The following is a 21,782-nucleotide window of genomic DNA, read 5'->3' on the forward strand; positions in this document are numbered from 1 at the left end:
ATAAAAATAAAAGAAGGCGTCTATGGAAACGATAAGGATAGCATCATTAATTATTAAGCAAATTGGCATACCTATTACAACAGTAATAGCAATTATCTCTACTGCTTTAGCAATTTGGCTTTCTCTAAAGAAATATAGGTTAAAGGTCTTATCCGAAATCAGACTGACAAAAGCCGCTGAAATCGAAGCTGATATTCAATTACTTAAAGCTTTTAGCGAGTTAATGAATATTGCTCACGCAAGACTTAATTATCAGGTATCAGAAAAAGCAGTTGAAATGTTACTTCAGAAAGAAGCTATTCTTTCATTGATCGCTACAAAAGGAAATTTAGATTTAAGTAATTTGCTTTCTCAAGCCGTTATTCCAATTCCCGTTGGAGCCGCATCTCAAGACGCAGCTATTGTTGCTGTCGCAACATTAGGCAAGAGGCACAATGTACTTTTAGAAGCTGCTATCCAAGCGTTGGAAACCTTAAGTGGGTTCAAAAGCGAAATTACAGATAAGCATATAATCGAACTTAAACAGCTTCTACACACTAGGAATACATCTTATTAAATGCCCTACCTTTGCACCCGTGATGGGTCGCTCCACCGCGGCGCTTTCGGGCGACGAGGAAAGTCCGGGCAACACAGAGCACCCTGCTTCCTAACGGGAAGGATGGGCCGCAAGGCTCAGACAGCCAGTGCCACAGAAAACTACCGCCTACGTCGCCTTCGGGCGGCCGGTAAGGGTGAAAAGGTGCGGTAAGAGCGCACCAGCGGCTAGGCGACTAGTCCGGCTGGGTAAACCTCAGGGGTTGAAAGACCAAATAAGCGGGCAAGCTGGCTGACAACAGTCGGCACCGGGCGGCTCGTCCGGCGTCCGCGGGTAGGTTGATGGAGCCTTTCCGCGAGGACTGGCCTAGATAAATGGTGGAGGCGCGGCAACGCGTACAAAACCCGGCTTACAGACTCATCACCGGCTTGAAACGGCCGCCGCAACTTCGGATGCGGCGGCCGTTTTTGTGCCTGCGTAGTGTTACTTCGCGTAAACGTTTCGCCTATGCTCTATTCTTTCCCCGCTTTTCTCGCTGGCACTTGGCGCCGGATGAGCCTCACAGTCAGCCTGGTGCTGGCCTTTCTGCTGACACTAGGCGCTAGCCAAGCGAAGGCACAAAGCCCACCGCCCGCCAAAGCCGATGTGTACATCGATAAGGCCGGGGTGCTGCGCTGGCAGGGCAGCAAACAGGAAGTGGCACTGTTTGGGGTAAATTATACGGCTCCTTTTGCTTACTCCTACCGGGCGCATCAGAAGCTGGGTGTGAAGCTGGAGCAGGCCATTGATCAGGACGTGTACCATCTTTCGCGACTAGGCATCGATGCGTTTCGCCTGCACGTCTGGGACGTCGAAATCACGGATACGCTGGGCAATCTGCTGGCCAACGAGCACCTGCGCCTGCTCGATTACCTGATTCAGCAGCTCAAGCAGCGGCACATCAAAATTGTGCTGACGCCCATTGCTTACTGGGGCAACGGCTACCCGGAGCAAGATACGCTAATGACTGGATTTTCAAGCATTTACCCAAAAGGGCGTGCTTATAATAATCCGCGGGCAATCAAGGCGCAGGAAAACTACCTGACGCAGTTTCTGAACCACCGCAACCAATATACCGGCCAGCTCAACCGCGAAGATCCGGATATCATTGCCTACGAAGTCTGCAACGAGCCGCACTACCGCCAGCCGGAGTCGGAGGTGACCACCTTTATCCAGCGGATGGTGCAGGCCATGCGGGCTACGGGCTACCGCAAGCCCATTTTTTATAACCTGGCCGAAAGCCCTTCGGTGTCGAATGCCATCCTGAGCAGCCCCGTGGACGGCTTTACGTTTCAGTGGTACCCCTCGGGGCTCGTGAACGGCCATACCCTGCGCGGCAACCCGCTGCCGTACGTAAACCAGTACCCGATTCCGTACCGCCAAGATTCGCGCTTCACCAGCAAGCCACGGTTGGTGTACGAGTTTGAATCGGCCGATATTTTGCAGCCGCTGATGTACCCGATGATGGCCCGCAGCTTTCGGGCCGCCGGTTTTCAGTGGGCCACGCAGTTTGCCTACGACCCATTGGCCCTGGCTTACGCCAACACCGAATACCAAACGCATTATCTAAACCTCGCTTACACGCCGGCCAAAGCCATAAGCTTGCTTATTGCGGGCAAGGTTTTCCGTCAGGTGAAGCGCAACCAGCAGTTTCCGGCCTTCCCCGCCGATTCGGTTTTCAATGATTTTCGGGTGAGCTACCGCGCCGGCGTAAGCGAGTTGAACACGCCAGAGGAATTTTTCTATACCGGCACCACCACGTCCAAGCCCCGTAAGCCAACGGCGCTGCGGCGTGTTGCGGGTACAGGTTCTTCAGCAGTAGTGCGTTACGAAGGAACCGGCGCCTATTTCCTCGATCGGCTGGCTCCCGGCATTTGGCGCTTTGAGGTAATGCCCGATGCCATCGCCGTACGCGACCCGTTTGCAACGACCTCCCTACGTCAGCCCGTTACGCGCATCGTTTGGAACACCCAGCGGCTGCGCCTGACGCTGCCCGGATTGGGAAATGATTTCGCAGTACGCGGCCTGAACGAAGGCAACAGCTTGCAAGCCCAGGCAGCCGACGGCACCGTGCGTTTGCGTCCTGGCGTGTACGTAGTGGCAGCCCGCGGCAAAAACACGACGGCTTTCACCGCTCAAACGACGCTTGGCGCTATCAAATTAGGCGAGTTTGTGGCCCCGTCGCCCACGCAACTCCCTGTGCAGGTGATTCATACGGCGCCGGTTCAGGTGCAAGCAGGGCAACCAGTTACCCTGCGCGCCACCGTAGCCGGCGCCGAAGCCGCCGACTCGGTGCTGCTGGTGGCGCAGCATTTTTACGGCCAAACCCGTACCCTTCCGATGCGTCGCCTTACCCTTACCTCGGCCGAAGCCACGGTGCCCACCGACTTGCTGTATCCCGGCTTGCTGCGCTATTGGGTGGTGGTGAAGCACAACGGTCGGAATACCACTTTTCCCGGTAGCTTCGCCGGCAGCCCGCGCGACTGGGACTACGCCCCGCGCGAGCACTGGGAAGTTCCTATCGTGGCCACGGGCACTGCGTTGCCGCTTTTCCGCGCCGCACAGGACCAAGCCCAGGTGGAAGCCGGAGGCATTACGGGAGGCGGCTGGGCCGATTACGTTACCGGCAACGACGGGCAATTGGCGCTGCGTCTGCGGCAAAGCCCACCCCCAACAGGAGATAACGCCCCCACGCCCGATCCGGCTGCGCCCGCTGCTTTCCTGCGCGCCTATTTCGGCGACCGGCTCGCGACGCGCACCCCTGACGCGAGCAATTTCCGAGAGGTGGTAATGCGTGCCCGGCGCGGTGCCGGCGCTGGCCGAGTTCGGCTCGTGCTGATCACCCGCGACGCGGCCGCTTACGTGGCAGATGTCGAACTGAGTGGCGAAATGCAGGAAATACGGGTTCCGCTGACGGTCTTCCGGCTGGGCTCGCAGGAGCTGTTGCCACGGCCTTATCCGGGTTTCTTACCGCTTACTTTCCAAGCGCCGGGGCCGGCTGCGCTGCCGCTGGCTCAGGCAGAAGTGCTGCAAGTGGTTCTCGACAGAGCAACGGCTGCTCCTGCCGGCGCAGAACGGCCGTTTTTGGATATTGAATCGGTGTATCTGCGATAAGCAAAGCAGCATCTAACAACAAGGAGAGGCCCTTTACATAAGTAATTGTTAGTCAATTACTTATGTAAAGGGCCTCAAGCGTATCTGTCATCCTTTGCTCGGCTCAAGAAGACAGTGTAGAGAGAGACTTCTGCTCTACGTTACTTCTTGTTCGCGGCGCGGATGGCTTTGACTTCCGGCGCTTTCACAGCGACGGCTTTGTTGCCGAAACTGTTGCGCACGTAAGTTAGGACGTCGGCGATTTGCTGGTCCGTAAGGTCGACTTGCGCGGGCATTACGTTGGAATATGGTTCGCCATCGACGTCAACGTCCTGCAAGCCGTTGAGCAGTACTTTCACCAGGCGCGTTTTGTCGCCCAGCACATAAGTCGTTTTGATCAGCGGCGGGTTCATGTTCTGCACGCCACCGCCGTCGGCTTGGTGGCAGCTTAGGCAAACCTGCGTGTATACCTGTTTGCCGCGCGTAATCGATGCCGCCAAGTCGGCGTTTGCGGCGGGGGCTTTCGGCTTGGGTTTCGGAGCCGGTTTCTTTTGGGCGCTGGCCGATGCCGCAAAACAAGCGAGCAGGGAGCATAGCAGCAGAAATCGCTTCATAGAGAGCACTACTTTTTGGCGTAAACAATGCGGTAAATCGTGCCCTTCGCGTCGTCGGTGACGTAGAGCGAGCCGTCGGGGCCTTGCGCAAGGCCGCACGGGCGGTGGTCGGCGCGGCCTGACGCTACCTTATCGGGTGAGCCCGCAAAGTTGTCGGCAAATACTTCCCAGTTTCCGGCCGGCTTGCCGTCTTTAAAGGGCTGGAACACAACGAAATAGCCGGCCTGCGGCTCAGGAGCCCGATTCCAGGAGCCATGGAAGGCGATGAAAGCGCCGTTGCGGTATTTCTCGGGGAACATGGTGCCGGTGTAAAACAACAGGCCGTTGGGCGCCATGTGGCCTGGATAAGCGGCGGCCGGATCGATGAATTTGCTGTCGGCCTCTTTTTTACCGTCGCCGCCGTATTCTGGCGCCATGATTTTCTTGTGCTGCACCTGATCGTAATACATGTAAGGCCAGCCGGCGTTATCGCCTTTTTTGAGCGCGTACATGCATTCGGCCGGCAGTTGTGCCGACTGCTTAGCGTCGTAGAGGTTCGGGAAAATATCGTGCAACTGGTCGCGGCCGTGCTGCATCACAAAGAGCTGATTGTCTTGCTGATTCCAGTCGAGGCCCACCACGTTGCGCAAGCCCGTTGTGTAGCGCACACCGTCTTTGTAGGTCTGATTGAGCTTATTGGCTTTGAACTGCCAAATGCCGCCGGCCGAATCCAAAATCGGGCAATTGGCGATGCCCAGCGAGCCTTTCTGGCGGTCTTGCTGCTGGCACGAGTTCGAGTAGGCCCCGATATTGACGTACACGTTGCCGTCGTTGTCGAGCACTACCGATTTGCTTTCGTGCTGCTTCCGGTTGATCAGGCCGGTGATGATTTTCTCGGGCTGATTGGGGTTCGCTACCTCACCCTTTTCGTTGAGCTTGTACCGGTACACTTCCTCGTCGGACGACGCGTACAGGTAGCCGTCTTTGCTGTACATGCCCGTACCGCCGTAGTTGCCAAATCCGCCGACCACATCGGCCTTACCAGTGCTGTTGGTGCGCAACACTAAAATGCCCTTGCCTTCCTTGTTGGGCCGGTTTAGCTTGACGTAGATGTTGCCTTGCGGCGTTACGGTCAGGTGGCGCGGGCGGGCGCCGGTTTCAGCCACTTTCAGGGCGCCAAAGCCAGCGGGGAGCTTCAGCCCCGCGTTGTCGGCGTCGGGCACTACCTTACTTTCATTGGTCAGGGCGTATAACGATAGGCTCCCGACAAGGGCCGTCGAGAGCAGTAGGTAGCGGGCTACGTTGTGTTTCATGGGTTGAGGCTGGTTCAAGAAACCTGGTTTTTACGGTGAAATTCGGGCAGAAAATCCGGGGCCAAGGGCGCCGCGTAGGTTTGCATAACGAGGCAAGGCGCCTCAGTGGCATAACAGATTACTCTTCGTGGCGTTAGGCGTTGTACCTACTTCATTCAGCAGCCTGAGGTTGCGTCTTTCTGAAACAGCGCCTGCGCTTCGGAGCGGCGAAGATATCAGTTGTGTGCTACTGCGCAGGTTTCACCGCGTATAAGTACAACGTACTGCTTTTCGTTACCTTCGCTCCTCTCTGTTTCCGCATCTAGCTTCTTATTTCCGCTCATGCCCAAAATTCTCATTATCGACGACGAAAGAGCCATCCGCAACACGCTGAAGGAGATTCTGGAGTACGAGAACTACACCGTCGATCAGGCAGAAGACGGCCCCACCGGCCTCGACATGCTCATCAAAGACAAATACGACGTGGTGCTCTGCGACATCAAAATGCCCAAAATGGACGGCATTGAGGTGTTGGAGCGCGCCCAAACGCTGGCCCCCGACGCCGCCTTTATCATGGTATCGGCGCACGGCAGCATCGAGACGGCCGTGGACGCAACAAAAAAAGGCGCCTACGATTTTCTGCAAAAGCCACCGGATCTGAACCGCTTGCTTGTGACGGTGCGCAATGCCCTCGACCGCACCAAGCTGGTCGCCGAAACCAAAACGCTGAAGAAGAAAGTCGCCAAAAGCTCCGAAATGGTGGGTTCATCGCCCGCTCTGGAGCAAGTGCGCAAAGCCATTTCGAAGGTGGCCCCCACCGATGCCCGCGTGCTCATTACTGGCCCCAACGGAGCCGGCAAGGAGATGGTGGCCCGCCAGCTCCACGAGCAAAGCAACCGCAGCAACGGCCCGATGGTAGAAGTCAACTGCGCGGCCATTCCCTCAGAACTCATTGAGAGTGAGTTATTTGGCCACGAAAAAGGCTCGTTTACTTCGGCTATTAAGCAGCGCATCGGCAAGTTTGAGCAAGCCCACGGCGGCACGCTCTTCCTGGACGAAATCGGCGACATGAGCCTTTCGGCGCAGGCCAAAGTGCTGCGCGCCTTGCAGGAAAACAAAATCACGCGCGTAGGCGGCGAAAAAGAGATTTCGGTGGACGTGCGCGTGGTGGCGGCGACCAACAAAAACCTGTTGCAGGAGATTGCCGAACGCAACTTCCGCGAGGATTTGTACCACCGCCTGTCGGTAATTCTTATTCAAGTGCCTGCCCTCAATGAGCGCCGCGAGGACATCCCGGATCTGGTGCAGAAATTCCTGCAGGACATCGCCCGCGACTACGGCAACAAGCCCAAATCCATTGATGCCGCCGCGTTGGAATACCTCAAAGGCCTTGATTGGCGCGGCAACATCCGCGAGCTACGCAACGTAGTCGAGCGCCTCGTCATCATGAGCGACGACACCATTACTGCCGAAGACGCCAAGGTTTTTTCTGGCAAATAGTTGATAATCAATATTTTATAAAACAGGCCTACCGTCACTGGTAGGCCTGTTTTGCTTGGTGTCTCTAGCCTGCCATCTGGTTACAGCCGCGGATATCGGAGTTGTCCATGCGGCCGAGCACTTCAAAAGAGCCGTCGGGATGTTGGCGGGCCAGGTCTTTGGTTTCGATGAAAGCGCAGCTGTCCACGTTGGCGAGGTCGATGACGTTGATGGCGCCATCGGGGCGGGTGGCGGAAACGGCGAACGGATCGGAAGGGTCGCGGAGCAGTACGCGCAGTTGCGGCGGACTGTGAAACCGACCGTCGCCGAGGCTGTAGGCCTGCGACAGCAGCTCCGTCATGCCGTACTCCGAGTGAATGCCTGCCGGCCCAAAAGCCTGCTTCAGCTCATCGTGCAGCTCTTCGCGGATCATCTCACGCCGCCGGCCCTTCATACCACCGGTTTCGAGCACCGTAAGACCTTGTAATTCAGGCGCGTCGCCGTAGACCGTCACCAAATCAAGCAGCGCATACGAAACGCCAATAAGCATAATCCGGCGTCCCGAGTCGCGCTTGGCTTCGGCCAAGGCTTGCAGCAACGCCGCGTGATCGTGCAGGAAAAAAGCCGACTGCGCCTGCCCCGACTGCTGCGCAAAGTATCCTACCATTGCCACCAACGACGAGTTGCCCTGCTCTAGGTACGAAGGCAACAACGCTAGAAACGTCCAGCCGGTGAGCGGGCCGTAGTATTGCTCGAAGATGCGGGCTGCGTTTTGGCGGTACAGCTCCGGCTCGCGCACGCAATGGCGACTGCGCTGTTGCAGGGTCGTGCCGCTGCTCAAAAACAACTCCCGCGGCTCCCATTCCTGCGGGTCGGTGCGCACGTCGTGGGTTTTGAAAAACTCTATGGGCAAAAACGGAATCTCGGTTACGGAATTGACCTGGCTGGCCTCGCGGCCCAACAGCGTCAGGTATTCGCGGTACGGTGGGCAATGCACCGCCTGATACCGGAAGAGCCTCAGCGCCAGGGTGTCAGCATTTGAATCGTGGATAGAAAACAGGTCGCGCAGGTAGTCGTCGCGGAAACTCATTAGCAGGTAGCGTGGTTAGCGAAATGATATAACAAATGCGGCGGCGCTTCGTTGAGAATTTGTACCTTTCTTTGGGTCACAATGGTTAGCCTATTAGCCGTAAACACTGCTTTATTTTTACCAAAATGACACCCATTCGTACTCTTTCTATCTGCGCTTTATTGGCTCTGGCGAGCGCTGCGGTTACGTCCTGCATCGAGCCGCCAAATTATCCCGATGAGCCCAGCATTGAGTTCAAAAGCATTCAGTCGCAGCGCGTCGATAAGATCACGGGTACTTACGACACCATTACGGTAAGCGTCAATTTTAAAGATGGGAACGGGGATCTGGGGTTGAGCAGCGACGAGAAAAACCCGCCTTACAGCGACCGCGACAGCCAAGGCAAAGTCAACATCTTCAAAGACAACTATTTCTTTGAGCCCCAGATCTACAATGAGTCAAGCAAAGCGTTTGAGCCCATTGCGTTACCCAACCCCGACAACAATTACAACAGCCGTTTTCCACGCCTGGCCCCCGACAACCGCTCGGCCCCGCTCAAGGGCACGTTGAGCTTTGGTCAGAAGTTTTTTGTGGGCACCTTTCCGCCCGGCGCTACTGTGCGTTTTCAGGTTAGCATTGCCGACCGCGCCCTGCACGTGAGCAACAAGGTCACGACCGACCCGATTATCATTCCGCGCTAAGAACACAAGCGCCTGCGCTTTCCTTCATAAACAAGGCCCGTCCGGATGAACATCCAGACGGGCCTTGTGGCTTTTGGTGACTTAATAGATAGCAGGAAAGCGCTTAGGATCAGCTTCTTGCATCAGCTCGTACACCGTATCGAACACATCTTCCACGTTGGGCTTGCTGAAGTAGTCGCCGTCGGAGCCGTAGGGCGGCCGATGCGGCTGGGCAGCCAAGCAGCGCGGTTGCGAGTCGAGGTAGCGGTATGCCTGCTGGTCGTCGAGGACCTGCTGCATCATGTAGGCCGTAGCCCCGCCAGGCACATCTTCGTCGGCGAAGAGAACACGGCTGGTTTTGCGAACGCTATCGGTGATTACGTGCTGCAAGTCAAATGGCAGAAGCGTCTGAACATCAATCACTTCCACTGATACCCCAACTTCGGCTAGTTGCTTAGCAGCATCCATTACAATGCGGCACATGGAGCCGTAAGTCACCACCGTAATGTCGGTGCCTTGCTGCAACACTTCGGGCACACCGAGTGGCACCGTGAATTCGCCTACGTTAGCAGGAATGCGTTCTTTGAGGCGATAGCCGTTTAGGCATTCGATAACCAAAGCGGGTTCGTCGGCCCGCAGCAGGGTATTGTAGAAGCCAGCAGCCTGCGTCATGTTGCGGGGCACGAGCACGTGCATACCGCGGATGCTGTTGAGTATCATGCCGATAGGCGAACCAGAGTGCCAAACGCCTTCTAGCCGGTGGCCGCGGGTGCGCACAATCAGCGGGGCTTTCTGCCCGCCTTTGGTGCGGTATTGCAGGCAGGCCACGTCATCGGAGAGAATCTGGATGGCGTACAGCAGGTAGTCGAGGTATTGAATCTCGGTGATGGGCCGCAACCCGCGCATAGCGGCCCCGATCCCCTGCCCCACGATGGTGCACTCCCGGATGCCCGTGTCGGTCACACGCAGTTCGCCGAACTTCTCCTGCAAGCCCGCAAACGCCTGATTGACATCGCCAATGCGGCCTACATCTTCGCCAATGGCAAAAATGCTCGGGTCGCGGCGGAAGTTGGCATCGAAGCAGGCTTGCAACACTTCACGTGCATCGACTTGCGGTGTGTTCGGTGCAAACTCAGCTTTCACCTCCGGAATGTTGAGCACCGACTGCTCGCTTTGGCTGTAGAGATAAGAATTGTAGCGATCGGAATTCTCGGCCAAAGCTTGCTCCAGCCATTGTTGCAGATCGCGGCGGGCGGCGCTACGCTGCCCGCGCACCAGGCGCAACGCCCGGCGCACCGCCCGCACAATATCGGCGCGAATAGGCGCCGTGTTGTGGCGAAGCTGCTCTACCATTTCGCTCAAAGCGCCTTCCTGCCCATCTTCGGCCACGAGCTTTTGCAACATGGTTACAGCCTCGTCACGCTCTTGCTTAATGGGGTTAAAAAACGCTTCCCAAGCGGCCAGACGAGCCTGTTTTACAACCTCTTTTGATTCGGTTTCGATTTGCTCCAGCTCATCTTCGGTAGCGTAGCCTTCGGTGAGCAGCCATTCGCGCATCTTACGCAGGCAATCGTGCTCTTCTTCCCATGAAAGGCGCTCCTTGCTCTTGTAGCGCTCGTGCGAACCCGAAGTACTATGTCCTTGAGGCTGAGTTACTTCCGTAACGTGAATAAGTACCGGCACGTGCTGCGTGCGGCACAGCTCAGCGGCGCGCTGGTACGTTTCTACCAATGCCGGATAATCCCAGCCGCGCACCACAAAAATCTCGAAGCCCTGCTGGCCTTCGCCTTCGCGCTGAAAGCCTTTGAGAATTTCCGAAATGCTTTGTTTAGTCGTCTGATATTCAGCCGGAACCGAGATTCCGTAGTGGTCGTCCCACACGCTGATCAGCATCGGGATTTGCAAAACGCCGGCCGCATTGATGGCCTCGAAAAACATGCCTTCCGACGTGCTGGCGTTGCCAATGGTACCGAAAGCCACTTCGTTGCCATTGACCGAAAACTGCTTAAACTCGTGCAACTCCGGGTTTTGCCGATACAGCTTTGAAGCGTAGGCCAAGCCCACCAAGCGCGGCATCTGGGCGGCCGTGGGCGAAACGTCGGCCGAGGAGTTTTTCAACTCAGCCAAGTTCTTAAAGTTGCCGTCGTCGTCGAGCAGGCGCGTGGCGAAGTGGCCGTTCATGCAACGGCCACCGGTGGCCGGGTCTGCCTCGATGTCGGTGTGGGCATAGAGCTGCGCAAAGTATTGTTGCAGCGTCAGTTCGCCAGCAGCAAACATAAAGGTCTGGTCGCGGTAGTAGCCCGCGCGAAAGTCGCCGACGCGAAAGGCATGGGCCATGGCCAGCTGCGGCACTTCTTTGCCGTCGCCGAAGATGCCAAACTTGGCCTTGCCCATGAATACTTCCTTGCGCCCCGCGAGCGAGGCCTGGCGGCTTTCCCAGCCCAGGCGATAGTCACGAAGCAGATCTTCTTTGCTGAGAGCGGCAGCCGCTACTGCGGTTTCGGCGGTGGGCATAGGTGGTTTGGAGGGAAAAACGAAAAAAGGAAACGCCCGGTAAAAGCCGGCTGGGTGGGTGGGTGCACAAAAGTACGTAAAACCGCCCGTCTGGGTCCAAGCTGCCTTATCGGCTGCATTCACAGAAGCGCTGCGCTTGCGAGTGAAGCTTACAGCGGGCTAGTGCAAGCACTAACTCTACCCTTTTGTATATAATTGATAATCAAATATATGCAAATCAAACCTTACGCCTCCTGTACAGCTAATCCCAACGACTCCTGCCGAATAAGTTACCTGCTTACGTGCGCCAACGGCTGTCGAAAGCCTTATATTTGTGAGCGTCGCTGCTACAAGGCGCCTCTGGTTTGTTTTGCTGCTTAACTGCTTTGCGTGATGACTAAATCTTTTACTTCACTGTTGCTGAGCTTGGCGTTGGTGCTGGCTCATTTTGGGGCGAGCGCCCAAGGCGTTATGGCCTTCGAAAAAGATGCGCACGACTTCGGCAACGTGCCCGAAGGCACCATGGCTACGCACGAGTTCAAATTTAAGAACACGGGCAACCAGCCGGTTGTAATTGCCAACGTGCAGGCTTCCTGCGGCTGCACCACGCCCGACTGGACCAAAACCCCCATCATGCCCGGCAAAACTGGTATGGTGAAAGCCGTGTACAGCAGCGCCGGACGGCCCGGTATTTTCAACAAAACCGTGACCGTCACCAGCAACGCCGCCACGCCGAGCGTGGTGCTGTCGATCAAAGGGAATGTGCTTACCAAAGATGAGGTAAAAAAGACGCTTACGCCCGCTCAGATAGCCGCTTCGCCGCGCCTGACGCTCGATCGCGGGGTGCATGATTTCGGCAAGATGGAGGCCGGCCAACAGCCCGTAGCGCGCTTCACGGTGAAGAATACCGGTAAGTCGGATTTGCTGTTGGGAGCACTTTCTTCGCCCTGCTATTGCGTAGGCTACAAGACTGTGCCACAGCCCATTAAGCCCGGTGAAAGCGCTCAGATAGAACTCGTTTACAGCCAGCGCAAACTCGGGCCGGTCACCGACGAAGTAACCATCACGTCCAACGACCTAAGCGGCGACGCCAAACTGACGCTCAAAGCTAACGTCGTCCGCGACCTCAACGCGGCCAGCATGGTCAAAGAAAGTGGCTCGGTAGTACCTTTCAAGTAGAAACATCTACACCAACAAAAAGCAAAAAGCACCGGGCCAACGCTCGGTGCTTTTTGCTTTTTGCGCGAGATGCTTTGCAAAACGGCGAACTGATTTCATGCCGCAGCCGTTGGCATTGTCTATATTTGCACCCGTTTTTCAGCTAGTATTTTCCACCACCCACTCTCAATTTTTGCCATGGTAATCGGCGTTCCGAAAGAGATCAAAAACAACGAAAATCGCGTGGGCCTCACGCCTGCCGGCGTAGCGGAGCTGCGCAAGCACAACCACACCGTTTATGTGCAGGCCACTGCGGGCCAGGGCAGCGGTTTTCAGGATGCCGAGTACGAAGAGGCCGGGGCCGTAATTCTGCCCACCATCGCCGACGTGTACAACCAGGCCGAGATGATTGTGAAGGTGAAAGAGCCAATTCGGGAAGAGTACAGCCTGATCAAAGAAGGCCAGTTGCTGTTTACGTACTTCCACTTTGCATCTTCCGAAGACCTCACCCACGCCATGATCGAGCGCAAGGCTACTTGCCTCGCCTACGAAACCGTTGAGCGCGCCGACCGCAGCCTACCCCTGCTCATCCCGATGAGCGAAGTAGCTGGCCGCATGGCTCCCCAGGAAGGTGCCAAATACCTCGAGAAGCCCCTGAAAGGCCGCGGCATTCTGCTAGGCGGCGTGCCCGGCGTGAAGCCAGCGCATGTGCTTGTGTTGGGCGGTGGCATTGTAGGCACGCAGGCGGCAAAAGTAGCCGCGGGCTTGGGTGCGCAGGTGACCGTAATGGACATCAACCTGAACCGTCTGCGGGAGCTTGACGACATCATGCCGAAGAACGTGGTGACGCAGTATTCCAACGAGTACAACATTCGCGAAGCCATCAAAACGGCTGATCTAGTGGTGGGTGCCGTGCTGATTCCGGGTGCGAAGGCTCCCCACCTCATCACCCGCGACATGCTCAAGACCATGCGCCCCGGCACTGTGCTCGTGGACGTGGCCGTGGACCAAGGCGGTTGCATCGAAACCTGCAAACCAACGACCCACGAAGACCCGACTTTCATCATCGACGACGTAGTGCATTACTGCGTGGCCAACATGCCCGGCGCGGTGCCTTACACCAGCACGCTGGCCCTGACCAACGCGACGTTGCCTTACGTGGTGAAGCTGGCCAACCTCGGCTGGCAGGAAGCGTGCCGCAAAAACGACGATCTGCGCCTCGGCCTGAACGTGGTGAACGGCGAAGTCGTCTACAAAGGCGTTGCCGAAGCCTGGAACTTGCCGCTGGTGAGCGTTGAATCCGTAATGGAAGCCGCGCACGCGTAAGCAGTTCGAGACGTTAACAAAAAAGCCTTCCCGACTATGCTTCGGGAAGGCTTTTTTGCTCTCAGGCAGTGTATGGGCAAGCCATACTAGCCTGTACGTATATTATTGATTAACATATCTTTACCTTTTATGAAGGGAGTTCTTTATACCGGCGAATCCATCACTGACCCGGTTACTTTTACGCTACTGCCGTCTTTCCTGCAACAGTTTTTGCTCGAGCAAAACGGCGTGGTTGCGTACTTCGGCGGCCTGCACATTCGGGGTTGCTGCCAGAAGCCCGCGTGGCACTCGCTGGCCGCAGTTTGGAAGGGCGAGCGGGCGCTGCACAAAGTGTATGCGGCGGTCAAGCCGACGGACGTGCCTTTCGCGCAGGACTGCGTGGGCAATCAGTTTTTGCTGCGCAACGATGCCGTGCTTTTCCTGGATACCGAAACGGGCGAAATCGCCGATTTGAACGTGGACTTCAAGCATTTTCTGTTCGGAATCGAGAAGTTTCCGGTGGATGCGCTGGGGCTGGAGCCGCTGCAAAAATTTCAGCAGCAGGGCGGCTACCTGCAACCCGGCCACCTGCTGAGTGTATATCCTCCGGTGTGTATCAAATCGAAGGAAGAGCGGAAGCTGAAGCCCGTGCCGGCCGCCGAACGGCTCGCTTCCTTGGCCGATTTTTACCGCCAAATCAAAGACTTGCCCGACGGTCAATTCCTTCGCCTGAAGCCTTCTCAGGACTAGCCCCGAACGATCCATCCCGCGAATGCCCTCTCTCACGTTGCGTCTGCTGCTGCGCCGGTTTGCCTTGCTGCTGGGCGTCTATTTTCTGCTGCGCCTTGGCTTTTACATCCTCAACCAAACCACTTTCCGGGAGGCTTCGGGCACGGAAATAGCGTGGGCTTTCTGGCACGGCTTTCGGTTCGATATCGCTGGGTTACTGCTGCTCAACCTGCCATTTGTGGCGCTGTCGTTTGTGCCAAACTACGGGCGGCTCTGGCAACGAACCCTTCGGGGTATCTATTTGATAATCAATTCATTAGGCTTTGCCCTCAATGTTATTGATACCGAGTATTTTAAGTTCATCGGCCGCCGTACGTCCAACGAGCTGACCACCATTGGCACCGATGTGCAGCGACAATCCGGGCAGCTGTTGGGCCACTACTGGTACCTGCTGATTCCGTTTGTGCTACTGCTGGTTGTGGTTGGGTTGGTATACCCCATGCCCCAGCCGACGACTTTGGAATTGAACCGCGAAAAAGAGGCTTTTCAACCTCGGGCGCGGCGCTACACGAAACTGGCGATTGAAGTGATAGCAGTAACGCTGGCGGCGGTGCTGGGTATTCGGGGCGGGTTGCAGCTAAAGCCTCTGCGAACGGGCCACGCGTTTGTGCAGCAGCCAGCGGTGCTGGGCCATCTGGCGCTCAACAGCACGTTCACGTTCATCAAAAGCTTAGGCTACCAAACCATTGAGCATAAGCAGTATTTCGCCTCCGAAACTGCACTTCGCGCGGCCCTGAACGTGCGGCCGCTGCCGCCTGCGCCTGCTGGCAAATCCCCGCTTCGCGACAATGTGGTCATCCTGCTGCTGGAAAGCTTCGCTTCAGAATACACCGGCATCGAAAACGGCGGCCAAGGCTACACGCCCTTCTTTGATTCGCTGGCTACCCAAGGCCTGTTTTTTCGCGAGCACTACGCCAACGGACGGCGCTCCATTGAGGCGTTGCCGGCGGTGCTGGCCGGCCTGCCTTCGCTAATGGACGGGCCATTTATCACGTCCAACTTCCAGACCGACGAGCTGCACGGCCTGGGCGAAATTCTGGCGCGCCAGGGCTACAGCACGGCCATGTACCACGGCGCCCAAAACGGCACGATGGGCTTCAATACTTTTGCCGGCATGGCGGGCATGCAGCGTTATTTTGGCCTAAATGAATACCCCGGAGGCGCCAAAAGCCCCGACTACGATGGCCATTGGGGAATTTTCGATGAGCCTTATCTTCAGTACTTTAGCCGTCAGCTCAGCCAGCAGCGCGAGCCCTTTTTCACGACGCTCTTCACACTCAGCTCCCACGAGCCCTTCACCGTTCCGGAGCAATACGCCAAGCGCTTTCCGGCCGGCCAGCTGCCCATTCACCCTACTATCGGGTACACCGATCACGCGTTGCAGGCGTTTTTCAAAGCAGCCTCGCGGCAGCCGTGGTATCGTCATACGTTGTTTATTCTGTTGGCTGACCATACTTCCCAAACCATTCGGCCGGGCTATCAGAATGCGTTGGGCAACTACAAAACGCCGCTCCTGCTTTTCCATCCCGGCCGCGCCCTGCCGGCCGCCGACGTACACCGCATCACCCAGCAATCCGATGTGCCAGCTACGGTGCTTAACTTCTTGGGGCTGCCGGGCGATAAGGAGCTGCTTCCTTTTGGGTATTCCGTGTTCGACTCCGGCACCACCGGTCGGGCATTCTTCCTGAGCGGTGGGTCGTATTTCCTTGTACATCAAGACTTTGTCACGGAGCTTACCGCCGACGACAACATCCGCCTTTACCCGTATCGTACGCATTATATTCCGGCCACGCCCCTGCCCACGCCCGACCCGCAGAAAGTAGAGCAATACGGTGCCGAGCTGCGCGCCTGCGTCCAATTCTTCGTTAACGGCTTGGCAGACAACCGGTTATACAAATAACCTAGCGCTATCTTTCTTTCGGTTACGACGACGCTAATTGATCAGAGCCAGAGCCTGCTCGTAACTCGGAATCTCGTGGAGCTGTTCGTTGCGGCGCTGCTCAAAATCGACGCGCCAGCAAAAGTGCTGTAAGCCATTGGTAAGCAGCAGAAAAGGTGCGCCGATGGTTTGGTTATACGTAGCAGCCTGGTGCGCTACGGCCGCCGTAATGGGCACTTTGGGGGCTTTGCACTCGACCAGCAGCAACGGCTTGCCCTCGGGGCCAAATGCGCAAAGATCGGTGCGTTTTTGCCGTTGGTTATAGGCGTGGCCGCGCTCCAGCGTCAGCAGGCCTCTGGGATAGCTGAGGTGATCGGCGAGGTAATGTACGACGTGCTGGCGGACCCATTCTTCGGGCGTCAGCACCACGTTTTTGCGGCGCAACACATCCCAGATCAACTGATTCGGGCCTAATTGCGTAACTTTGTATTCGAAAGGCGGCAGGTTCAATACGTGCATCACCTACAAAGGTACGGCCCGAAGCAACTGCTTCGCTTTTCAATCGGATGCCGTCGTACAGTTTGCGCGACGGCATTTTTATTACCTAGTTTTTTAGCTGAGCTTTAATCACGCGCTGCTTTCCCCGATTCCACAAAGTTCTCCCACCCATACGTTTTAAGTTTTACTACTCAACCCATCTCAATACATGAAAGACAAGTCTACGATTGTCGAAAACTGGCTGCCGCGCTACACCGGCGTGCCGCTCAAGGAATTTGGGCAGTACATTCTGCTCACGAATTTTATCAACTACGTGACGATGTTCGCCGAGCAGTTCGACGTCGAGATTCGTGGCTTGGATAAACCCATGCAGTCGGCTACGGCCAACGGCATCACCATCATCAACTTCGGCATGGGCTCGCCGATGGCAGCTACCGTAATGGACTTATTATCAGCCATTAAGCCCAAAGCAGCCCTGTTTTTGGGTAAGTGTGGGGGCTTGAAAAACAAGACCAAGCTGGGCGATCTGATTCTGCCCATCGCCGCCATTCGCGGGGAAGGCACCTCGGATGACTATCTGCCTCCGGAAATTCCGGCCCTTCCCTCCTTCCGCTTGCAACGCGCTGTGTCTTCGATGATTAAGAAGCACGAGAAGGACTACTGGACCGGCACCGTATACACCACCAACCGCCGCGTGTGGGAGCACGACGACAACTTCAAGGAGTACCTGCGCCAGATTCGGGCGATGGCTGTGGACATGGAAACGGCCACCATTTTCGTGGTGGGCTTCATCAACGAAATTCCGCACGGCGCGCTGCTGCTGGTGTCGGACAACCCAATGACGCCGGAAGGAGTGAAAACTGCCGAAAGCGACTCGAAAGTGACTGCCGGTTACGTGCAAACGCACTTGCAAATCGGCATCGACTCGCTGATTGAGTTGAAAAACTCCGGCGAATCGGTGAAGCACATGCGCTTCGAATAGGGCTTTAGCGCCCGCATGCAACGGCCAGTCATCCACACGGACGACTGGCCGTTTTGCTTTTACTTTCTGCTCATGGCAAGCGCTGTTGATATAAAAACCTGATTCTTGCGCATCTTGCCCGCATGAATCGAATTTTCCGCCCTTACGCGCTGCTGTTGCCGTTGCTCGGCTTTTTCAGCTGCCAGTCTTCTTCTCAGCAACCCGCTGATTTGGTGGTATATAATGCCACCGTGTACACCGTCGACTCTACGTTCTCGAAGGCGCAGGCTTTCGCGGTGAAAGACGGCAAGTTTCTGGCGGTGGGCAGCGCCGATGATATCCGCGGCAAGTACAAGGGCAAGCAGGAAGTCGATGCGCAGGGCAAGTTCATTTATCCGGGTTTTTACGACGCGCACTGCCATTTCTACCGCTACGCGCTGGGTCTGCGTTCTGCTGACTTGGTAGGCACCACGTCGTGGGCGGAGGTTGTGAGCAAGCTTACGGCGCAACGCAAGCAATACCCACAAGCGGCTTGGCTGATGGGCCGCGGCTGGGACCAAAACGATTGGAAAGTAAAGCAGTTTCCGACCAAGGACACGCTGGACGTGCTCTTCCCCAACACGCCCGTGGCCATCACCCGCGTCGATGGACACGCAGTTTTGGTGAACCAGAAAGCCCTTGATTTGGCGGGCATTACGGCGCGCACTCCAATCAGCGGCGGCGTCATCGGCCGCGACGCGCAGGGCAAGCTCACCGGCCTGCTCGTCGATAACGCAGTGGATCTGGTGGGCGCCAAAGTGCCGGAACCCACGCCCGCCGAAGCCGATGCGGCTCTGTTACAAGCTCAGAATCTGTGCGTTGCCGTCGGCCTGACCAGCCTTGCTGATGCCGGCCTCGATAAAGCCAACATCGACCGGATGGAGAATTTGCAGAAGCAAGGCAAACTGAAGCTGCGCCTCTACGCCATGCTCAACCCCACGGCCGAGAACAAAGCCTACTACCTCAAGCAGGGGCCCGTTTTCCACGACCGCCTCACAATCAATTCGTTCAAGGTGTACGCCGATGGCGCTTTGGGTTCGCGCGGCGCCTGCTTGGTCGAGCCGTACGCTGACCGGCCGAAGGAAACTGGCTTTCTGCTCTCGACCGTACGCGAATACCGCGCTTTGGCTAAGGAGCTTGCTAACAGCAAGTTCCAGATGAATACCCACGCCATTGGGGATTCGGCAAACCGCGTTATTCTCAACATTTACGGGGAGGCGTTGAAGGGTCAGAAAGACCGGCGCTGGCGCATCGAGCACGCGCAGGTCATCACCCCGGCCGACATGCCGAAGTTTGGGCAGTTTGGCATTGTGCCTTCGGTGCAGCCCACGCACGCCACTTCCGATATGTATTGGGCGGGCGAACGGCTGGGCAAAGAGCGCCTCAAAACGGCCTATGCATACGAAGAACTGCGCAAGCAATACGGCCAGGTAGCACTCGGCAGCGATTTCCCCGTCGAAGACATCAACCCGCTGTATGGCTTTCATTCGGCTGTTGCCCGTCAGGATGCCAAGAACTTTCCCGCCGGTGGCTTTCAGCCCGAAAACGCCCTTTCTCGCCCCGATGCTTTGCGCGGCATGACCACTTGGGCCGCGCACGCTGCCTTCGAAGAGAAACAGAAAGGCAGCATCAAACCCGGCATGGCCGCCGACTTCGTGCTGCTGGACAAGGACTTGCTGACTGCCCCCGCACCCGAGTTACGCGGCGCAAAAGTGCTGCGCACGTTCATCGCCGGCGAGCAGGTGTTTGAGCGGAAGTAATCGCTGCTTCGCCGAACGAAGTAGGCAAATGCAACAAGCCCTTTTCCACAGTATGAACCAGTAGAAAAGGGCTTGTTTGTTTATTACGAGTTGCAGCGGCTGGGTTGCTTTTCTTCCAATCTTTACTCAGCGGTAGATTATCTCCGCGGGGCTTCGTCGGCAGAACCGCCGTAGATGGCGGGCACGGGAATATCCAGCAGCCGCAGATACACGCTCATTTGGCCGCGATGGTGAATGAGGTGGTTAAGCACCAGATTGCGTGTTATGGCGGCGCGGGGCAGCGTCATGAACACTTGTTCGCCACGGCGCATGGTCCAAGGAGCGTGAAAAGTCTCGTCGTCGACCTGGGCGAGCGCCTTCTGGATGTTTTCGGCATTCACGTCGAAGCGCTGCAACACTCCGTCTGAAGTAGTAGGAGAAGCAGGCCAAGGCGAAACAGCAAGATCGGTTTCGGGACCTTGCAACGACATTTCCAAAAAGCCAATGATGTTGGCTATGTGCCCAGCTAACGCGCCGAGACTCATCGACTTAGGATGCGGACGCCAATCGAATTTCTCGGTGGGCACGCGCTCCAGCACACGCCGCGTAATGTGCAGCTCACGTTTCAACTCTTTGCTGAATTCCGCTTGCAGGGAGGTTTCGGGAGGCATAAAAGATTCGGGTGTAAGTATTTGATTGACAAATAGTTAGAAAGACCCTTCAGCACCTCCGGTCATGCCGGTTGCCAGGGCGGGCTCGGCCTCGTACACGTCTTCGCGCAGCTTTTTGCCACGGAGCGTTAACAGGAACAGCAAGCCTAGGACGAAGAACACGATCAGGGCCAGAATGCTGTTGCGCATTGAGCCGGTAATTTGGGCGATCAGGCCGAAAGAGGCCGTACCGATTACGATGCTGAGCTTCTCGGTGACGTCGAAAAAGCTGAAGAACGCGGCGGTGTTGGGGGTATTTTCGGGAATGATTTTGGAGTATGTAGATCGCGACAACGACTGAATGCCACCCATCGTGAGGCCAATCACGGAAGCCAGCGCGTAGAAGCTCCAACCCGCCTGCACGAAGTAGCCCGCCACGCAGATACACGCCCAAATGACAACCGACCAGCTCAGGGCGCGCGTGTTGCCAATGGCCTCGGAGAGTTTGGCAAACAGATAAGCCCCCAAAATAGCCACAATTTGCAGCAGTAAGATGGTGATAATGAGCGCAGTACTTTCTAGGTGCAATACCTTATCGCCGAAGATGGTGGCTACGTACATCACGGTCTGAACACCCATGTTGTAAGTGAAGTAAGCCAGTAAAAACTTCTTCAGGTTGGGTAACGCCTTAAGTTGATCCCAGACTTTGCCCAGCTCGCGGAAGCCGTTGAGCACCCAACCGCTATCGGAGGCCACCGCGTCGGCGGGCCGGCCGGGGTCTTTGGGTAGCGTGAAAAACGGAATTTGCGCAAATCCTGCCCACCAGATGCCGGTAAGCAAAAACGAGAGGCGTGTGGCGAAAGCTTTTTCCAAGCCGAAGGTTTCGTTGAACTGCACCAAAATCAGGCACAGCACCAGCAAGATCACACTGCCCACGTAGCCCATTGAGAAGCCGCGGGCCGACAGCGAATCATATTGATCTTCGGTGGAAATATCGGGCAAGTAGCTGTTGTAGAACACAATAGAACCCGAAAACCCTACCGTAGCCGCGATAAACACGAACGTGGAAAGGGTAAGCGTGTCTCTAGTAAAGAAGAATAACCCAGCGCAGGAAGCCGCCCCGATGTAGCAGAAGGTTTGCAGAAACAGCTTTTTGCGCCCCGAGTAATCGGCCAGCGACGTCAGGAATGGGCTGACGATGGCAATGAGCAGAAAGGCCGCCGAAATAGCGTAGGTAAGCAGCGACGAGCCCGGCAAATGGAAGCCCAAGAAGTTTACCACGTCCCGGCCTTGGGCGTCCACGGCCTGCGTGCCCCAGTAAATCGGGAAAATAGAGCTGGTGATCACGAGCGGGTACACGGAGTTGGCCCAGTCGTACATGGTCCAGCCGCGGGTGATGCGCTTGTTGTTTTTCTCGACCGGAGCCGAAGTAACCGCCGTGGCGGCAGGTGCAGGGGTCATACCAAAGAGGTAAAAAGTGGCAACGACCAA

Annotated in this window: 17 protein-coding genes and 1 other RNA gene; 11 read left to right on the forward strand and 7 right to left on the reverse strand. The window is 56.5% G+C overall.

Annotated features, from left to right (window positions below; genetic code table 11):
- Window positions 1–22 precede the first annotated feature (22 nt).
- The 3 genes from FHG12_RS00655 to FHG12_RS00665 all read left to right on the forward strand — a co-directional run bounded on the left by FHG12_RS00655 (window position 23) and on the right by FHG12_RS00665 (window position 3,688).
- Window positions 23–556: a hypothetical protein gene (locus tag FHG12_RS00655; RefSeq protein ID WP_139513597.1), complete on the forward strand. Its 534-nt coding sequence runs from the start codon at window positions 23–25 to the stop codon at window positions 554–556.
- A 19-nt stretch (window positions 557–575) separates the two neighbouring features.
- Window positions 576–963, forward strand: an RNA gene (gene rnpB, locus FHG12_RS00660) — RNase P RNA component class A.
- Between the two features lie 79 nt (window positions 964–1,042).
- On the forward strand, window positions 1,043–3,688 hold the full coding sequence (locus tag FHG12_RS00665) for a membrane or secreted protein (protein WP_139513599.1): 2,646 nt from the start codon (window positions 1,043–1,045) through the stop codon (window positions 3,686–3,688).
- A 140-nt stretch (window positions 3,689–3,828) separates the two neighbouring features.
- On the opposite strand, the gene FHG12_RS00670 is transcribed toward FHG12_RS00665, so the two are convergent.
- Together FHG12_RS00670 and FHG12_RS00675 are read right to left on the reverse strand one after the other, a co-directional pair.
- Window positions 3,829–4,281, reverse strand: coding sequence for a c-type cytochrome (locus tag FHG12_RS00670; RefSeq protein WP_139513601.1), 453 nt, complete (start codon window positions 4,279–4,281; stop codon window positions 3,829–3,831).
- Window positions 4,282–4,289: 8 nt separating this feature from the next.
- Entirely contained in the window at window positions 4,290–5,573 is a 1,284-nt protein-coding gene (locus tag FHG12_RS00675; RefSeq protein WP_139513603.1) for a PQQ-dependent sugar dehydrogenase, read from the reverse strand.
- A gap of 321 nt (window positions 5,574–5,894) precedes the next feature.
- On the opposite strand from FHG12_RS00675, the gene FHG12_RS00680 reads away from it, so the two are divergent.
- Window positions 5,895–7,052 (forward strand): sigma-54-dependent transcriptional regulator, encoded by a 1,158-nt coding sequence (locus tag FHG12_RS00680; RefSeq protein WP_139513605.1) that lies wholly within the window; start codon window positions 5,895–5,897, stop codon window positions 7,050–7,052.
- Between the two features lie 64 nt (window positions 7,053–7,116).
- On the opposite strand, the gene FHG12_RS00685 is transcribed toward FHG12_RS00680, so the two are convergent.
- Window positions 7,117–8,121, reverse strand: coding sequence for a long-chain-fatty-acid--protein ligase (locus FHG12_RS00685; protein ID WP_139513606.1), 1,005 nt, complete (start codon window positions 8,119–8,121; stop codon window positions 7,117–7,119).
- Window positions 8,122–8,246: 125 nt separating this feature from the next.
- Here FHG12_RS00685 and FHG12_RS00690 point away from each other — a divergent pair, with 125 nt between their 5' ends.
- On the forward strand, window positions 8,247–8,801 hold the full coding sequence (locus FHG12_RS00690) for a hypothetical protein (RefSeq protein WP_139513608.1): 555 nt from the start codon (window positions 8,247–8,249) through the stop codon (window positions 8,799–8,801).
- Between the two features lie 81 nt (window positions 8,802–8,882).
- On the opposite strand, the gene FHG12_RS00695 is transcribed toward FHG12_RS00690, so the two are convergent.
- Window positions 8,883–11,294 (reverse strand): thiamine pyrophosphate-dependent enzyme, encoded by a 2,412-nt coding sequence (locus FHG12_RS00695; protein WP_139513610.1) that lies wholly within the window; start codon window positions 11,292–11,294, stop codon window positions 8,883–8,885.
- A gap of 372 nt (window positions 11,295–11,666) precedes the next feature.
- Here FHG12_RS00695 and FHG12_RS00700 point away from each other — a divergent pair, with 372 nt between their 5' ends.
- From FHG12_RS00700 to FHG12_RS00715, 4 genes are all read left to right on the forward strand, one after another.
- Window positions 11,667–12,452 (forward strand): DUF1573 domain-containing protein, encoded by a 786-nt coding sequence (locus FHG12_RS00700; RefSeq protein ID WP_139513611.1) that lies wholly within the window; start codon window positions 11,667–11,669, stop codon window positions 12,450–12,452.
- 177 nt (window positions 12,453–12,629) lie between these two features.
- Window positions 12,630–13,757 carry an alanine dehydrogenase gene (gene ald, locus FHG12_RS00705; protein WP_139513613.1) on the forward strand — a complete coding sequence of 376 codons (1,128 nt, stop codon included), beginning with the start codon at window positions 12,630–12,632 and terminating at the stop codon, window positions 13,755–13,757.
- Between the two features lie 129 nt (window positions 13,758–13,886).
- Window positions 13,887–14,486 carry an SMI1/KNR4 family protein gene (locus tag FHG12_RS00710; protein WP_139513615.1) on the forward strand — a complete coding sequence of 200 codons (600 nt, stop codon included), beginning with the start codon at window positions 13,887–13,889 and terminating at the stop codon, window positions 14,484–14,486.
- A gap of 22 nt (window positions 14,487–14,508) precedes the next feature.
- Complete coding sequence (locus FHG12_RS00715; protein ID WP_139513617.1) at window positions 14,509–16,425, forward strand: LTA synthase family protein; 1,917 nt, start codon at window positions 14,509–14,511, stop codon at window positions 16,423–16,425.
- Between the two features lie 33 nt (window positions 16,426–16,458).
- Here FHG12_RS00715 and FHG12_RS00720 read toward each other — a convergent pair whose 3' ends face one another.
- Window positions 16,459–16,923 (reverse strand): type I restriction enzyme HsdR N-terminal domain-containing protein, encoded by a 465-nt coding sequence (locus FHG12_RS00720; RefSeq protein ID WP_139513619.1) that lies wholly within the window; start codon window positions 16,921–16,923, stop codon window positions 16,459–16,461.
- A 187-nt stretch (window positions 16,924–17,110) separates the two neighbouring features.
- Here FHG12_RS00720 and FHG12_RS00725 point away from each other — a divergent pair, with 187 nt between their 5' ends.
- Entirely contained in the window at window positions 17,111–17,884 is a 774-nt protein-coding gene (locus FHG12_RS00725; protein WP_139513621.1) for an AMP nucleosidase, read from the forward strand.
- Window positions 17,885–18,006: 122 nt separating this feature from the next.
- Complete coding sequence (locus FHG12_RS00730; RefSeq protein ID WP_139513623.1) at window positions 18,007–19,662, forward strand: amidohydrolase; 1,656 nt, start codon at window positions 18,007–18,009, stop codon at window positions 19,660–19,662.
- A gap of 137 nt (window positions 19,663–19,799) precedes the next feature.
- On the opposite strand, the gene FHG12_RS00735 is transcribed toward FHG12_RS00730, so the two are convergent.
- The gene (locus tag FHG12_RS00735; protein WP_139513624.1) at window positions 19,800–20,312 is read right to left on the reverse strand and encodes a DinB family protein; all 513 of its coding nucleotides are present in this window, start codon (window positions 20,310–20,312) and stop codon (window positions 19,800–19,802) included.
- A 36-nt stretch (window positions 20,313–20,348) separates the two neighbouring features.
- The gene (locus FHG12_RS00740) at window positions 20,349–21,752 is read right to left on the reverse strand and encodes an MFS transporter (protein WP_139513627.1); all 1,404 of its coding nucleotides are present in this window, start codon (window positions 21,750–21,752) and stop codon (window positions 20,349–20,351) included.
- Window positions 21,753–21,782: the final 30 nt, after the last annotated feature.

The sequence above is a fragment of the Hymenobacter jejuensis genome (genome assembly GCF_006337165.1).
Taxonomy (GTDB): Bacteria; Bacteroidota; Bacteroidia; order Cytophagales; family Hymenobacteraceae; genus Hymenobacter; species Hymenobacter jejuensis.

Bases quoted from the DNA above. Each gene is read 5' to 3' on its own strand.
- FHG12_RS00655 (WP_139513597.1), top strand. From the start codon at position 23: ATGGAAACGATAAGGATAGCATCATTAATTATTAAGCAAATTGGCATA.
- FHG12_RS00665 (WP_139513599.1), top strand. From the start codon at position 1,043: ATGCTCTATTCTTTCCCCGCTTTTCTCGCTGGCACTTGGCGCCGGATG.
- FHG12_RS00670 (WP_139513601.1), bottom strand. From the start codon at position 4,281: ATGAAGCGATTTCTGCTGCTATGCTCCCTGCTCGCTTGTTTTGCGGCA.
- FHG12_RS00675 (WP_139513603.1), bottom strand. From the start codon at position 5,573: ATGAAACACAACGTAGCCCGCTACCTACTGCTCTCGACGGCCCTTGTC.
- FHG12_RS00680 (WP_139513605.1), top strand. From the start codon at position 5,895: ATGCCCAAAATTCTCATTATCGACGACGAAAGAGCCATCCGCAACACG.
- FHG12_RS00685 (WP_139513606.1), bottom strand. From the start codon at position 8,121: ATGAGTTTCCGCGACGACTACCTGCGCGACCTGTTTTCTATCCACGAT.
- FHG12_RS00690 (WP_139513608.1), top strand. From the start codon at position 8,247: ATGACACCCATTCGTACTCTTTCTATCTGCGCTTTATTGGCTCTGGCG.
- FHG12_RS00695 (WP_139513610.1), bottom strand. From the start codon at position 11,294: ATGCCCACCGCCGAAACCGCAGTAGCGGCTGCCGCTCTCAGCAAAGAA.
- FHG12_RS00700 (WP_139513611.1), top strand. From the start codon at position 11,667: ATGACTAAATCTTTTACTTCACTGTTGCTGAGCTTGGCGTTGGTGCTG.
- ald (WP_139513613.1), top strand. From the start codon at position 12,630: ATGGTAATCGGCGTTCCGAAAGAGATCAAAAACAACGAAAATCGCGTG.
- FHG12_RS00710 (WP_139513615.1), top strand. From the start codon at position 13,887: ATGAAGGGAGTTCTTTATACCGGCGAATCCATCACTGACCCGGTTACT.
- FHG12_RS00715 (WP_139513617.1), top strand. From the start codon at position 14,509: ATGCCCTCTCTCACGTTGCGTCTGCTGCTGCGCCGGTTTGCCTTGCTG.
- FHG12_RS00720 (WP_139513619.1), bottom strand. From the start codon at position 16,923: ATGCACGTATTGAACCTGCCGCCTTTCGAATACAAAGTTACGCAATTA.
- FHG12_RS00725 (WP_139513621.1), top strand. From the start codon at position 17,111: ATGAAAGACAAGTCTACGATTGTCGAAAACTGGCTGCCGCGCTACACC.
- FHG12_RS00730 (WP_139513623.1), top strand. From the start codon at position 18,007: ATGAATCGAATTTTCCGCCCTTACGCGCTGCTGTTGCCGTTGCTCGGC.
- FHG12_RS00735 (WP_139513624.1), bottom strand. From the start codon at position 20,312: ATGCCTCCCGAAACCTCCCTGCAAGCGGAATTCAGCAAAGAGTTGAAA.
- FHG12_RS00740 (WP_139513627.1), bottom strand. From the start codon at position 21,752: ATGACCCCTGCACCTGCCGCCACGGCGGTTACTTCGGCTCCGGTCGAG.